Source organism: Nocardioides sp. NPDC127514 (genome assembly GCF_040302125.1).
In the GTDB taxonomy this organism is placed as follows: domain Bacteria; phylum Actinomycetota; class Actinomycetes; order Propionibacteriales; family Nocardioidaceae; genus Nocardioides.
In genome coordinates, this window is record NZ_JBEORF010000053.1 from 14,404 (window position 1) to 28,974 (window position 14,571).

Here is a 14,571-nt window from a genome sequence, read left to right on the forward strand (position 1 = left end):
CCCGGGAGCGGGGTGGTTGTGACCGGAGCAGCCCGAGGGATCGGGAGAGCTCTGGCCATGCGGTTCGCAGCGGAGGGGTGTCGCGTCGTCGTGGCGGACATCGAGACCGCCGAGCTCGACTCCGTGGCGGACTCGATCGGCGCCCTGGCGGTCCCCGGGGACGCCGCCTCGGCCGCAGGCACCGCGGCGCTGGTGGACGCTGCCCGGGAGGAGCTCGGCAAGATCGACGCCTGGTACGGCAACGCGGGAGTCGAGCGGGGCCGCGGCCTCGAGGCCTCAGACCACGCCTGGATGACCTCGTACGAGGTCAACGTCCTCGCCCACGTACGCGCAGCGCGGCTGCTGCTGCCGGAGTGGGTCGCCCGCGGCGCCGGCCGGTTCGTGGTCACCTCCTCCTCAGCGGGTCTCCTCACGCTGCTCGGCTCCCCGTCGTACGCGGCCACCGAGCACGCCGAGATCGCCTTCGCCGAGTGGCTCGCCGCCACCTACCGGCACCAGGGCGTCGTCGCTCAGGCGATCGTCGCGCGCAGCGTGAAGACGGCGATGCTCGAACGCTCCTCCGGACTCCCGGGTTTCCGGTCGGCCGAGGGCGCGCTCACTGCCGAGGAGGTCGCCGACGCCGTCTGGGAAGCCGGGCAGAGCTCGCGGTTCTGGATCTCGCTCGAACCCGACGTGGCCGAGGAGTACGCCACGCGTGCCTCGGACGTCGACGCCTGGATCGACGACGTGAACCGTGTCCGGCAGGAGCTCGACCGAACCGACTAGTCTCGAGCCGTGGAACCTTTGGTCTCGACCTGGCTCAGCGGCCTCGACGGCATCCCGACGCAGGCGCAGAACGTCAATCAGCAGCACTATGCGGCGAGCCTGATGAAGGTGCCCGTCGCGATCGCTGCCTATCGGCTGCGCGACCGCGGGCTGCTGTCGCTCGACGAGCCGATCACGGTGCATCCCGACTTCGACTCTGCCGTCGTCGGGGCGCGTTTCGAGATGTCGCAGGAGGAGGATCAGGATCCTGAGACGTGGGCGGCGGTCGGCTCGCCGCTGCCGCTGGGTGATCTCGTACGCCGCTCCCTGACCGTCTCCGGCAACCTGGCCGTCAACCTCGTGCTCGAGCGGGTCGGGCTCGAGGAGGTCGCCGCCGTGCTCGCCGACGCCGGCGTGACGCCGATGACGACGGTCTCGCGGGGGATCGAGGACGCGCCCGCGCGCGAGGCCGGGCTGCAGAACCTGGTGACCGCCAACGACATGGGCAAGCTGCTCACCAAGCTCGCCTCCGGCCGGCTGCTCTCGCCCGAGTCGACCGCCGAGCTCGAGGGGATCCTGGTCGCCCAGGAGTATCGCGACGCGATCCCGCTCGGCGTCCCCGAGGACGCGGTGGTCGGCAACAAGACCGGCTGGATCGACGGCGTACGCCACGACATGGCGATCATCCGGCCGGCTCAGGGTGAACCGCAGGTGATGGTCGTGCTCACGACCGGCCTGGACGACGACGAGTCGGAGTTCCGGATCAGCGAGGTCGCTCGCTATCTGTGGTCGACCCTGTGACGGTGCCTCGGGTCACCGCGGTGCGCACCCAGCGGGTCCGGGTGCCGCTGCACACCCCGTTCGTGACCGCGCTGCGGCGTACCGACTTCGCCGAGACCGTCGTCGTGACTGTCGAGGACTCCGAGGGGTGCGTCGGCTGGGGTGAGGCTCCGCAGGTCTGGAAGGTCACCGGCGACTCGCTCGCGGGGTCCGCTGCGGCGTTGGAAGGACCCATCTCCGACGTCCTGGTCGGTGCCGCCGCCGAGCTGTCGTCGGCCGGCCTGATCCAGGGCGCGGTCGTCGGCAACCGCTCGGCCAAGATGGCCGCCGACATCGCACTGCACGACCTCGTCGCCCGGCGGGCAGGTGTGTCCATGACCGAGCATCTGCAGTCTCATGCGTCACAGCGCTCAGGCACTTCCTGCACTTCTCGGGCAATGCAACACCGGAGAAGTGCAGGAATACCCGGTGAACCGGGTATTCCAACGCAGCTCACCACCGACATGACCCTCTCCGTAGGCACCCCCGACGAGCTGGCGGAGGCAGCGGCCGCGCGAGCGCGAGACGGATTCACGACGCTCAAGATCAAGGTCGGGACCGATGCCGCGGGCGATGCCGAGCGGGTGCTCGCAGTCCGCGAGGCCGCCCCGGGTTGCGTACTCCGGCTCGACGCCAACACCGGCTGGCGGGCGGACGAGGCGGTGGCGGTGCTGACGGACTTGGCCGACCAGGGTGTCGAGCTGGAGTTCGTCGAGCAGCCGGTCGCCCGGCGAGACCTGGAGGCGATGGCGTACGTCCGTCGTCACCAGCCCTACAAGATCCTGGCCGACGAGTCGGTCTTCGACCTCGAGGACCTCGTCGACGTCATCCGCGCCGGCGCGGTCGATGCGGTCAACGTCAAGCTCGCCAAGTGCGGCGGGATCACGCCCGCGATCGAGCTGCTGGAGGTCGCGAAGCTGCACGGCCTCGGTCGTCTCGTCGGCTGCATGATGGAGTCGCACCTCGGCATCGGCGCGGCCGCGGCACTGGTCGCGGCGGCAGGCATCCCCGGCGAGCAGGACCTCGACGCGGGCTGGTGGGCGAGGACCAGTCCGTATATCGGTGGCATCGGCTACGACGGCCCCCGCATCCTGTTCCCCGACGCCCCCGGCCTCGGCATCGAAGGAGTCCTCTCGTGACCACCGTCAATCAGCCCACCTTCGTCGTCTCCGAGCCCTCCGACGACGCCGAGCACGAGACCGAGGTCGTCCCCGGCGAGGAGATCGTCGTCCTGAAGACGCAGGGGGAGTGGACGTACGTCGTGGTCCCCTCCCACTCCTCGACGAAGGACGAGCGGGGCTATCCCGGCTGGCTGCCGACAGCAGCCCTCGCCGAGCCGGTGGCCACGCTGCTGGGCAAGGCTCGCAGCTACCTCGGCGTCCCCTACGTCTGGGGCGGCACCACCGACGCGGGCATCGACTGCTCCGGCCTGGTCTTCCGAGCCGCGGAGGCCATCGGCGTACGTGTCCCGCGAGACGCCCGCGACCAGGCCATCGCGCTCGCGGCGATCGAACTCGACGAGGTCCGTCCGGGCGACCTCTACTTCTTCGCCCAGGATCCCGGCGACCGCATCACCCACGTGGCCATCGCCACCGCACCCCCGGAGCCCGACGGCGTACGTCCGATGATCCACGCCGACGGCGACAAGATGGTCGTCGTCGAGGAGCCGATGCCTCCCGACCGGCTCGCCACCCTCGTCAGCGCCGCGCGTCTGTGACCGCCTGTCTGTGACGGCTGCGTGACGTATCGAGCGGCGCCGGTGAATTTCTCGCGCGCCAGAAGTGACAATTCGACGTGGTGAGTTAACTTCGAACGTATGACTCGTACAGGGGCACTGAGTCCACACAGCCGCGACCTCGCGATCGGCACGATGGTCGGTGCGGCGGGGGAGACCGAGCTCGACGTACTCGTCGTCGGAGGGGGTGTGACCGGCGCCGGGGTGGCGCTGGACGCCGTCACCAGAGGCCTGAGCACGGGGCTGGTGGAGCAGCGCGACCTGGCCTCGGGAACGAGCTCGCGGAGCTCGAAGCTCGTCCACGGCGGACTCCGCTACCTCGAGATGCTCGACTTCGAGCTGGTCCGCGAGGCGCTCCAGGAGCGTGGGCTGCTGCTCAACACCCTGGCCCCGCACCTGGTCCGTCCGGTGCCGTTCCTCTACCCGCTGACCAACCCGGTGTGGGAGCGCGCCTACATCGGCGCGGGCCTCGCGCTCTACGACGGGATGGCGAGCTTCGGGCCGCTCTCCGGGATGGGCAACTCCGGCCTCCCGCGCCACCGCCACCTCACCCGCCGGGGCGTCGCCCGGATCGCCCCCGACTTCCGCACCGACGCGATCACCGGCGCGATCCAGTACTACGACGCCCAGGTCGATGACGCCCGCCTGGTCATGACCATCGCCCGCACCGCGGCCTCCCACGGCGCCCATATCGCGACCCGCGTCCAGGTGACCGGATTCCTGCGCGAGGGCGAGCGGGTCGTCGGCGTCCGAGCCCGCGACCTCGAGCACGACCAGGACCTGGTCATCCGGGCCAAGACGGTCGTCAACGCCGCCGGGGTGTGGACCGACGAGATCCAGGACATGGTCGGCGGCCGCGGCGCCCTGCACGTCAAGGCGTCCAAGGGCATCCACCTCGTCGTCCCGCGCGATCGGATCCGCTCGGAGTCGGGCTTCATCGTCCGCACCGAGAAGTCGGTCCTCTTCGTGATCCCGTGGGGTCGCCACTGGATCATCGGCACCACCGACACCCCGTGGACCTACGACCTCGCCCACCCGGCGGCCTCCAAGACCGACATCGAGTACGTCCTGGAGCACGTCAACGCGATCCTGCGCGTGCCGCTCGACCTCGAAGACGTCGAGGGCGTGTACGCCGGGCTCCGCCCGCTCCTGACCGGCGAGTCCGAGCAGACCGCCGCTCTCAGCCGCGAGCACACCGTGGTCACGCCGCTGCCGGGCCTCGTGCTGATCGCCGGCGGCAAGCTGACGACCTACCGGGTGATGGCCAAGGACGCCGTCGACGCCGCCGCCCACTCGCTCGGCACGACGACCAACATGACCCTGCGCGACTCGATCACCGACAAGGTCCGGCTGGTCGGCGCCGAGGGCTTCGAGACCCGCTCGAACCAGCGCGTCCTGCTCGCCCGCCGCTCCGGCCTCCACGTCGCCCGGATCGACCACCTCCTGGGCCGCCACGGCGGCCTGATCGACGACGTGCTCGACCTCATCCAGGAGCGCCGCCCGCTCGCGCTGCCCCTGGAGGGCGCCGAGGACTACCTGGCCGCCGAGGTCGTCTACGCCGTCAACAACGAGGGCGCCCGCCACCTCGACGACGTGCTCGAGCGCCGCACCCGGATCTCGATGGAGACCTTCGACCGCGGCGTCAGCGCTGCCCCAGGGGTCGCCAAGATCATGGCCGACGAACTCGGCTGGGACGAGACGCGCACCAAGGAGGAGGTCGACCACTACCTGCGCCGCATCGAGGCCGAGCGTCGCTCCCAGCTCCAGGTCACCGACGAGGAGGCCGACCGCGCCCGTCTGGAGGTCGAGGACCTCGTCTGAGACGAGCCGAATTGCCGTGGCGGAGCAAGCGGTTGACGTAGCAATCTGACTCCATGTTCTTGGTCGCTGATCCCCCCGAGCCGCTGGCCACCGACGATTTCGTGCTTGCCCCGCTCCGCCCCGAGCTGCTCGACCTGGACACCGAGGCCTACCTGGCCAGCCCGGACGTGATCCGCGACCACAGCTGCGGCAGGTGGCCACGGGAGGGCTTCGGCAGCGACGACAACCTGCCGCTGGTGATCCGGCACTGGTCCGACCACCAGGCGAAACGTGCGTTCACCTACCTCTTCCTCGACCCCGAGGGCACGTCGTCCCTCGGCTGTCTCTACGTGCAGCCCCTGTTCCCCTACCTGGAGGCGATGGGCGCCGACGCCCAGACCCTGCTCAGGTACGCCGGTGGGTCCACGGCACGGGTCAGCTACTGGCTTCGCCAGGACCGAAAGCCCGAGCTCACCGCCTCGGTCGCCGAGAGGCTGGACGAGTGGCTGCGTACGAAATGGCCGTTGGACGCCTATCTCTACCGGGCCACGCCCGCGGAGGAGTGCACCGTGCACGCGCTCGACCGGCTGCCTCTCGACCGTGTCGTGATCGACCTCCCGGCCGAGCAACACGACTATCTGTGGTGGGCCGCGGATGTTCGCATGGTGAGTTAGTGGGACGGCTGTCTGGCTTCCGAGACGCCCGTCACATACTCTCGGTACATGAGCGCATCGAACCCGACTTCTTCCGGCGGCCCGATCGTCGAGGGCCCGCTCGATCCCGAGCACGACGCCACGGCGTCCCTGGCCCTCGAGCCTGACTATGTTGCCCGCCTGACCGGCCGCGTCGTGGCGACCACGGGAGAGTCCCGAGAGGTCATCAGTCCGCTCAACGGGGCGCCGCTGGCGCACATCCCGCAGTCGAGCGATGACGATGTCGCCGCGGCCTTCGCCAAGGCGCGGGTCGCGCAGGAGAAGTGGGCGGCGACGCCGGTCGCCGAGCGCGAGCGCATCCTGATCAAGCTGCACGACCTCGTCCTCGACCGGCAGGACGAGATCCTCGACCTGATCGTGCTGGAGTCGGGCAAGGCCCGCAAGCACGCCTTCGACGAGCCGCTGCACATCGCGCTCACGGCGCGCTACTACGGCCGCCGGAGCAGCAAGATCCTCGACACCGAGCGCAAGCTCGGCGTCATCCCCGTGCTCACCCGGGTCGAGCTCAACCACGTTCCCAAGGGCGTCGTCGGCATCATCAGCCCGTGGAACTACCCGTTCACGATGGCGCTGTGCGACGGCCTTGCCGCGATCGCCGCGGGCAACGCGGTGGTCATCAAGCCCGACTCGCAGACCATGCTCAGCGCGCTCCTCGGTGCCGAGCTGCTCGCGGAGGCGGGGCTCCCGGAGAACCTGTGGACCGTCGTCGCCGGCCCGGGCTCGAAGATCGGCACCAGCATCATCCAGCGCGCCGACTACGTCTGCGTCACCGGCTCGACCAACACCGGCAAGCTCGTCGCCAAGCAGGCGGCGGAGCGGCTGATCGGCGCCAGCCTGGAGCTCGGGGGCAAGAACCCCATGCTCGTCCTCAAGGACGCCGACATCGAGAAGGCCGCCGAGGGCGCGACCCGGGCGGTCTTCTCCAACTCCGGCCAGTTGTGCGTGAGCGTCGAGCGGCTCTTCGTCGACGACAAGGTCTACGACCGGTTCGTGGAGCGCTTCGTCGCCCGCACTCAGGCGATGACCCTCGGTGCCACCCTGGGCTGGGAGAACGACATGGGCACCCTGATCTCGCAGGCCCAGGTCGACACCGCGACCGCCCACGTCGAGGACGCGGTCTCGAAGGGGGCCCGCGTGCTCACCGGCGGCAAGGCTCGCCCCGACCTCGCGCCGTTCTTCTTCGAGCCGACGATCCTCGAGGGCGTCACCCCGGAGATGACCTGCTTCGGCAACGAGACCTTCGGCCCGGTCGTCTCGATCTACCGCTTCCACAGCGAGGAGGAGGCGATCGAGCGCGCCAACGACGGTGAGTACGGCCTCAACGGCTCGATCTACAGCCGCGACACCTCCCGCGCCCGCCGCATCGCCCGGCAGATCAAGTGCGGCACGATCAACATCAACGAGGCCTTCGGCGCCACCTTCGCGAGCATCGACGCCCCGATGGGCGGCATGCGCGAGTCCGGCCAGGGCCGCCGCCAGGGTGTCGAGGGCATCCTGCGCTACACCGAGACCCAGTCGGTCGCCTCCCAGGCCATCCTGCGCTTCGCCCCGCAGTTCGGGATGAGCGACCAGGCGTACGCCAAGTTCATGACCGCCTCGCTGCGGGTGCTGAAGTCGCTGGGCCGCGCATGAGCGGGAACCACTACGACGTACTCGTCATCGGGTCGGGCTTCGGTGGATCGGTCAGCGCGCTGCGCCTGACCGAGAAGGGCTACAAGGTCGGAGTGGTCGAGGCGGGTCGCCGGTTCGCCGACGACGAGCTGCCCAACACCTCCTTCGACCTGCGCAAATACCTCTGGGCGCCGGCGATCGGCTGCTACGGGATCCAGCGCATCGACATGGTCAAGGACGCCGTGATCATGGCCGGCGCCGGGGTCGGCGGCGGCTCGCTGGTCTACGCCAACACCCTCTACGAGCCGCTCGACCCGTTCTACGAGGACCCTTCCTGGAGCCACATCACCAACTGGAAGGACGAGCTCGCTCCCTACTACGAGCAGGCCAAGCGGATGCTCGGCGTCACCCTCTACCCCCATCTGACCCCTGCTGACGAGGTCATGCAGAAGGTCGCGGCGGAGGCCGGCCGCGGGGACACCTTCCACAAGGCGCCAGTCGGCGTCTTCTTCGGCGGTCCGAGCCACGTGGCCGGGCAGGAGGTGGCCGACCCCTACTTCGGCGGGGAGGGCCCCGACCGGCGTACGTGCACCAACTGCGGCGAGTGCATGACCGGCTGCCGGCACAACGCGAAGAACACCCTGGTCAAGAACTACCTCTACCTGGCCGAGAAGAACGGCGCCGAGGTGCACCCGCTGACCACGGTGACGCGCGTCTACCCGGCCAAGACCGGAAGCGGGTACGTCATCGAGACCCGCTCCACGAAGGCCAAGCTGGGCATCGGCCGCACGAAGCGGTTCACCGCCGACCAGGTGATCTTCTCGGCGGCCTCGCTCGGCACCCAGAAGCTGCTCCACAAGCTCAAGCGCACCGGCGACCTCCCCGAGATCTCCCCGCGCCTGGGTGAGCTGACCCGCACCAACTCCGAGTCGATCCTGGGCGCGATCGCCCCGGACACCGCCATCGACTACACCGAGGGCGTGGCGATCACCTCCTCGTGGCACCCCGACGAGCACACCCACATCGAGCCGGTCCGCTATGGGCACGGCAGCAACGCGATCGCTGCGATGCAGACGGTGCTCACCGAAGGTGGTCCCCATCGCCTCCGCCGGTGGCTCAAGGAGATGTGGCTGCAGCGGCGGTCGCTGCGTACGTTCTACGACTTCAAGCACTGGTCTGAGCGCACCGTCATCGCGCTGGTCATGCAGGCGCTGGACAACTCGATCACGACCTTCCCGAAGCGCACCATCTTCGGGTGGCGGATGTCGTCCAAGCAGGGCCACGGCAAGCCCAACCCGACCTGGATCCCCGCCGGCCTCGACGCCGTACGGAAGATGGCCGGGGTGATGAGCTCGGGCGAGAAGCCGGGGTATGCCGGTGGCACGATCGGCGAGCCGTTCAACAAGCCGATGACAGCCCACTTCATCGGCGGCTGCACCATCGGCGACTCGGTGGAGACCGGCGTGATCGACCCCTACCAGCGGCTCTACGGCTACGACGGCCTGCACGTCGTCGACGGCTCCGCGATCTCGGCCAACCTGGGCGTGAACCCGTCGCTGACGATCACCGCTCAGGCCGAGCGGGCGATGGCGTTCTGGCCCAACAAGGACCAGGCCGACCCGCGGCCGGAGCTCGGTGCCGGCTATGCGCGGATCCAGCCCGTCAGGCCGGCCTCGCCTGCCGTGCCCGCGAGTGCGCCGGCTGCCCTGCAGCTGCCCATTGTTGACGTACGGTGACCAGGCTGTTGTGTTGGTGACACGGGCTGCGCTGGAATTTTCTGGCAGGAAGTTTTTAGTTGACCCGTAACCGTGGTTAAGAGGGTTCGTTGGAGTGATCAGACCCGGGATTGCTCCCTCCCTAATACATGCCGGGTCTTTCGTCCGGGACAGTTTTGCCTCGGGCAATCAGGGCCCGGCCACCTCCCTCCCCGGCCGGGCCCTGGTGCATTTCAAGCGACCGGCGCCTCGAGGCGGTGCGCTGCGTCGCTCATCGGCCGGGCGTCCTCACACCTGAGATCTCAGGACGGCGATCTCCGGTGCCGGGTCGAAGCCGTGACCGACCAGCCACCTGATCGCCCGCAGGCTCCGCAACGACCACCACGCGCGGATCACCGCGATGTCGACGTCGGCGCCGTAGCCTGCGATGACCTCGTCGAGGTGGTCCTCGTGTCCGAGCGTCAAGGTTGCGATGTCGAACATCGGGTCTCCTTGGCCAGCCTCGGACCAGTCGATCACACCCGTCACCTCGTCACCATCGACGAACACATGGGTGATCTGCAGGTCGCCGTGGATGAACGCAGGCGTCAGCGGCCGGAGTGCCGCCTCGGCGATCCGGCGGTTGCGGCGGACCACGTCGGAGGAGAGGACATCGTTCTCGACAAGCCACCGGCACTCATGATCGAGGTGTGACGCGATGTCGTCCAGGTAGGTGACGCGTCGTGACGGCAGCGGTGCCTCGTGCAGCATCCGTGCAGTGGCACCGGCCGCAGCCCATGCCGCGGACGAGGCGGGCGACGGCTCGTAGAGAGTGCCGAGCGCGGAACCCGGTAGCGCAGCGAGAGCCAGGACCGGCGGTTTTCGCCAGAGGATCTCCGGGGTCGGGATCGGCGCGGCCGTCATCGCCGCGACCTCCGCGTCGATGCGCGTCTGATCGGGGTCGACCTTCAAGAAGGTGTCGCCGACACGGATGGTCACTCGCTCGTTGTGGGCGACGACGACCTCGACTTCGTCCATATCAGCCAAGATTCCCAGGTTGCCGGCGTGGGGCGCGACGGGTTTTGGCGCCCGGTCCGGTGAGATTGGGCCGTGGCGTACGGCGTCGTTAGGATTCGTGCATGACGCAGGCTCCTGGGGCGGAAGAGCACGATCTGGTTCTCGTGGTGGACTTCGGCGCGCAGTATGCGCAGCTGATCGCCCGCCGCGTACGTGAGGCGAAGGTCTACTCCGAGATCGTGCCGCACTCGATGCCGGTCGAGGAGATGCTCGCCAAGAACCCGAAGGCGATCATCCTCTCCGGCGGCCCCTCGAGCGTGTACGCCGAGGGCGCACCGGCCATCGACAACAGCCTGTTCACCGCGGGCACCCCGGTGTTCGGGATGTGCTACGGGTTCCAGCTGATGGCCCAGGGCCTGGGCGGGACCGTCGACGACAACGGAGCCCGGGAGTACGGCCGCACGCCGGTCACCGTCGGTGTCTCCGGCACGCTGCTCAAGGACATCCCGCCGGCCCACAACGTGTGGATGTCGCACGGCGACTCGGTCTCCGAGGCGCCCGAGGGCTTCACCGTGCTCGCGAGCACCGCGGACACCCCGGTGGCGGCCTTCGAGAACGTCGAGAAGCAGCTCGCGGGCGTGCAGTGGCACCCCGAGGTGCTCCACTCCGAGCACGGGCAGAAGGTGCTCGAGCACTTCCTGTGGGACATCGCCGGCGCGCGCCAGACCTGGACCATCGGCAACATCGCCGAGGACCAGATCGAGCGGGTACGCGAGCAGATCGGCGACCACCGCGCGATCTGCGCGCTCTCGGGCGGCGTCGACTCCGCGGTCGCGGCGGCCATCGTCGCCAAGGCCATCGGTGACCGGCTGACCTGCGTCTACGTCGACCACGGCCTGATGCGGAAGAACGAGTCGGTCGCGATCGAGAAGGCGTTCCGGGAGTCGACCGGTGCCGAGCTGAAGATCGTCGACGCCGAGAAGGAGTTCCTCGACGCGCTCGCCGGGGTCACCGACCCGGAGGAGAAGCGGAAGATCATCGGCCGCGAGTTCATCCGCTGCTTCGAGCGTGCCGAGGTCGAGATCCTGGGCGACTCCGACGAGAAGGTGGCCTTCCTCGTGCAGGGCACCCTCTACCCCGACGTCGTCGAGTCCGGCGGCGGTGCCGGCACCTCCAACATCAAGTCCCACCACAACGTCGGCGGCCTCCCCGAGGACCTCGAGTTCGAGCTGGTCGAGCCGCTGCGTGAGCTCTTCAAGGACGAGGTGCGCGCCGTCGGCTCCCAGCTCGGCCTGCCCGACGAGATCGTCCAGCGTCAGCCGTTCCCCGGCCCCGGGCTCGGGATCCGGATCATCGGTGAGGTCACCAAGGAGCGGCTCGACATCCTCCGCGAGGCCGACGCGATCGCCCGCGAGGAGATGACCCTCGCCGGTCTCGACCGCGACATCTGGCAGATGCCGGTCGTGCTGCTCGCCGACGTCCGCTCGGTCGGTGTCCAGGGCGACGGCCGCACCTACGGCCATCCCGTCGTGCTCCGCCCGGTCACCTCCGAGGACGCGATGACGGCCGACTGGGCCCGGCTGCCCTACGAGGTCATGGAGCGCATCTCCACCCGGATCACCAACGAGGTGAGCGAGATCAACCGGGTCACCGTCGACATCACCTCGAAGCCCCCGGGCACCATCGAGTGGGAATGAGTCGTTGACAGGTCTCGGCCGTGGACAATGTCGTCCATGACTGAGCCGGACCTCGCTCGACGACTCCTCGACGCCCACGTCGCCCATGAGATGGCGGCGCTGCGCGGCGTACGTTTCCTCGATCTCGTCACCGGCGAGATCGACTTCGCGCTGCGCTCCGCCAGCGAGCTGACCCTCGACCAGGTGATGCCCCGCGACCTGATCAAGGAGGTCGCGCTGAAGTACGTCAGCACCTTCCGGCTCCCGGGCGCGATCCCGGAGGTCGCCGGTGCGCTCGCGACGAGGCTCAAGGCGCATCCCGCCAACGAGACACCGCTGGGCAAGGTGGTCAGCCGGCCGCGGATCGCCGAGCTCGTCGAGGCCCTCGTCGAGATGCGTACGCTGCGCCAGCAGGTTCTGCGCAGCCTGGCGGACAACTCCGGGATCCAGGCGGGCGTCGGCACCTTGATGCGCGGTACGGCCCGGGGTGCGGTCGACACCGGCCGCAGGCTCGCCGACAACCTGCCGGGTGGCTCCCTCGGCTTCTCGATCGCCGAACGTGTCGCCGGCCGGATGGCGGACACGATGAAGGGCACCCCGGTCGGCGCGGCCGTGGACCAGAGCGCACGCGAGCTCGCGGAGCGGGGTGCCGGAGCGCTGCTCGGCTACCTCACCGACACTGCCGCGAGCTCGGTCACCGACGAGGAGGTGCACGACGCGCTGCTGGAGGTCTGGGACGCGCTCGCGACCCGTCCTGTGCGTGAGATCGCCGACCTGGTCGACGACGAGCAGCTGGTCGCGCTCTTCGTCGGGCTCTACCAGGTCTGGCTCGACGTCCGCGACTCCGACTACCTGCAGGCCCTGATCGACACGGGCGTCGACTTCTTCTTCGACACCTATGGGAGCTTCACCCTCGACCGGCTCCTGGAGGAGTGGGGTCTGGGCCGCGACGACCTGGTCGAGGAGGCGCTCCGCTTCGGCCCGCCGGTGATCGAGGCGCTCGCCGAGGCCGGCGTCCTCGAGCAGCTGATCCGCCGCCGGCTCTCGAGCTTCTACGACTCGCCGGAGGCTCGGACCCTCCTGGGTTGAGGCCGTGTGCCCGGCCGTCGGGATGGGTACCGGAACCGGTGCACTCGATCAGGCAGGAGGCACGAGATGGCCGAGACGATCGTCGATGACAGGCTCTGGGAGAACTTCCACCGCGCGGTGAACATGAGCTCGCGAGACCTACGGAAGTGGCTCGCCGTGCAGGGTGCGGGGGAGATCGCCGAGACGGAGCCGGACCAGGCCGGCAGCGAGCTCGGCCACCGGGTGGCCGACATCCTCGGCAAGCGCCGAGCCGACGTGACTCCCGACGACGTCGAGGTGATGCGACGCGTCGTCGACAAGGTGACCGACCTTCGCGGCGGTGACACCGGCCAGTGGGAGCCGACCGCGGGCGAGGACCACTGGCGGCACCGGCTGATGAACGTCGGACACGACCCGCTGGCGCCGTGAGCGAGCGTCAGCGAGTGAGCCGTCCGGACAACACGCGACCGCGTCCGTATTCTGGCGCTTGCGCTACGGACGTGGTCGCGTGAGTGCTGCGGAGTGGGTGCCGGAGTCGCCGACGTTGTCCGACCTGCGCAGCGCCGTCCAGGACTGCCGTGGCTGCGAGCTCTACCGCGACGCGACCCAGGGTGTGATGGGCGAGGGGCGTACGCCGGCCCCGCTGATGCTGCTCGGCGAGCAGCCCGGTGACCGCGAGGACCGTGAGGGCGAGCCGTTCGTCGGTCCGGCGGGCGGCATCCTCCACGAGGCGCTCGCCGATGCCGGGATCGAGCCGGAGGAGACGTACACGACGAACGTCGTCAAGCACTTCCGCCACCGCCTCTCGGGCAAGCGCCGGATCCACCAGTCGCCCACGAGCAAGCACGTCGGCGCCTGCGCTCCGTGGCTGGCGGCGGAGCTGGATCTGGTACGTCCCAGCGGTGTCGTCCTGCTCGGCGGCACCGCCGGCAAGGCGCTGTACGGCTCGTCCTTCCGTGTCGGTGAGGCCCGCGGCCACCTCCTCGAATGGCCCGACGCCATCGCCACGGAGACCCTCGACCCCTGGGTCCTCGCGACGACCCACCCCTCCGCCGTCCTCAGGGCGGAGGACGAGCGGCAGGCGACGTACGACGGTCTGGTCGCCGATCTGCGGGTCGCCGCCGCTGCTCTGAAGAAATAGTGAGAGGCGATGTCGAGATCGCCGGTGCACGCTCGACGCGTGGGTAAGAGCATCACCACCCACCCCTGAGGAGATCGAGATGAGCACCAACGCACAACGAGCCGGCTGGGTCATCACCGTCCTGGTCACCCTGTTCCTCGGCTTCGACATCGTCACGCACCTGCTGCAGGTCGAGCCCGTCATGGACTTCAACGACGAGATCGGCGCACCGGGCTGGTTCCCGGTCGTCTGCGGCGTCGTCCTCGGCCTGTCGCTGGTCGCCTACCACGTCCCGGCCACCCGGGCGATGGGCACGATCTTGATCACCGCCTACCTGGGCGGCGCGGTCACGGTGAACCTGGTGTTCGGGCAGCCGGCCTTCAACACCGTCTTCGCCATGGCCACCGCTGTCCTCGTCTGGGCCGGTGCGTGGCCGCGCGACGCGCGGCTGCGCGGTCTGGTCGCCGCCTGACGTAGGCGCCGGCGAGGTCGGCGGACCGGTCGCCGCGTGGGCCGAGCACGCGCCCTGGGTCTGGGTCGAGGCGGCGCGCCCTGAGGCCGTGCTGCTCGTCTT

At 69.5% G+C, this 14,571-nt stretch carries 14 protein-coding genes; 13 read left to right on the forward strand and 1 reads right to left on the reverse strand.

Going from position 1 to position 14,571, the window contains the following annotated elements; translation table 11 throughout:
* Positions 1–18 precede the first annotated feature (18 nt).
* From ABTX24_RS29075 to ABTX24_RS29110, 8 genes are all read left to right on the forward strand, one after another.
* Positions 19–765 (forward strand): SDR family oxidoreductase, encoded by a 747-nt coding sequence (locus ABTX24_RS29075; RefSeq protein WP_350844644.1) that lies wholly within the window; start codon positions 19–21, stop codon positions 763–765.
* Positions 766–774: 9 nt separating this feature from the next.
* Positions 775–1,545, forward strand: coding sequence for a serine hydrolase (locus ABTX24_RS29080; RefSeq protein WP_160025306.1), 771 nt, complete (start codon positions 775–777; stop codon positions 1,543–1,545).
* 2 nt (positions 1,546–1,547) lie between these two features.
* Entirely contained in the window at positions 1,548–2,702 is a 1,155-nt protein-coding gene (locus tag ABTX24_RS29085; protein ID WP_350844628.1) for a dipeptide epimerase, read from the forward strand.
* Complete coding sequence (locus ABTX24_RS29090) at positions 2,699–3,280, forward strand: C40 family peptidase (protein ID WP_350844630.1); 582 nt, start codon at positions 2,699–2,701, stop codon at positions 3,278–3,280. Before ABTX24_RS29085 ends, ABTX24_RS29090 begins: the two co-directional genes overlap by 4 nt.
* Positions 3,281–3,379: 99 nt before the next feature.
* Positions 3,380–5,119 carry a glycerol-3-phosphate dehydrogenase/oxidase gene (locus ABTX24_RS29095; protein WP_160025303.1) on the forward strand — a complete coding sequence of 580 codons (1,740 nt, stop codon included), beginning with the start codon at positions 3,380–3,382 and terminating at the stop codon, positions 5,117–5,119.
* Between the two features lie 53 nt (positions 5,120–5,172).
* Positions 5,173–5,772, forward strand: coding sequence for a hypothetical protein (locus ABTX24_RS29100; protein ID WP_350716723.1), 600 nt, complete (start codon positions 5,173–5,175; stop codon positions 5,770–5,772).
* Between the two features lie 48 nt (positions 5,773–5,820).
* Positions 5,821–7,443, forward strand: coding sequence for a succinic semialdehyde dehydrogenase (locus ABTX24_RS29105; RefSeq protein ID WP_350844632.1), 1,623 nt, complete (start codon positions 5,821–5,823; stop codon positions 7,441–7,443).
* Positions 7,440–9,158 carry a GMC family oxidoreductase N-terminal domain-containing protein gene (locus ABTX24_RS29110; RefSeq protein WP_350844634.1) on the forward strand — a complete coding sequence of 573 codons (1,719 nt, stop codon included), beginning with the start codon at positions 7,440–7,442 and terminating at the stop codon, positions 9,156–9,158. The genes ABTX24_RS29105 and ABTX24_RS29110 overlap by 4 nt, the downstream gene beginning before the upstream one ends.
* Positions 9,159–9,425: 267 nt before the next feature.
* Here ABTX24_RS29110 and ABTX24_RS29115 read toward each other — a convergent pair whose 3' ends face one another.
* A complete protein-coding gene (locus ABTX24_RS29115) occupies positions 9,426–10,154 on the reverse strand; it encodes a phosphotransferase family protein (protein ID WP_350844636.1) in 729 nt (242 codons plus the stop codon).
* A 101-nt stretch (positions 10,155–10,255) separates the two neighbouring features.
* On the opposite strand from ABTX24_RS29115, the gene guaA reads away from it, so the two are divergent.
* The 5 genes from guaA to ABTX24_RS29140 all read left to right on the forward strand — a co-directional run bounded on the left by guaA (position 10,256) and on the right by ABTX24_RS29140 (position 14,469).
* Complete coding sequence (guaA, locus tag ABTX24_RS29120) at positions 10,256–11,830, forward strand: glutamine-hydrolyzing GMP synthase (protein ID WP_160025297.1); 1,575 nt, start codon at positions 10,256–10,258, stop codon at positions 11,828–11,830.
* A 36-nt stretch (positions 11,831–11,866) separates the two neighbouring features.
* Positions 11,867–12,898, forward strand: a complete 1,032-nt coding sequence (locus tag ABTX24_RS29125; protein ID WP_160025296.1) for a hypothetical protein — start codon at positions 11,867–11,869, stop codon at positions 12,896–12,898.
* Positions 12,899–12,964: 66 nt separating this feature from the next.
* Positions 12,965–13,306, forward strand: a complete 342-nt coding sequence (locus tag ABTX24_RS29130; protein ID WP_350844638.1) for a DUF3140 domain-containing protein — start codon at positions 12,965–12,967, stop codon at positions 13,304–13,306.
* Positions 13,307–13,385: 79 nt separating this feature from the next.
* Positions 13,386–14,018, forward strand: a complete 633-nt coding sequence (locus ABTX24_RS29135) for a UdgX family uracil-DNA binding protein (protein WP_350844640.1) — start codon at positions 13,386–13,388, stop codon at positions 14,016–14,018.
* Between the two features lie 79 nt (positions 14,019–14,097).
* On the forward strand, positions 14,098–14,469 hold the full coding sequence (locus tag ABTX24_RS29140; RefSeq protein WP_350844642.1) for a DoxX family protein: 372 nt from the start codon (positions 14,098–14,100) through the stop codon (positions 14,467–14,469).
* The last annotated feature ends 102 nt before the right edge of the window (positions 14,470–14,571 follow it).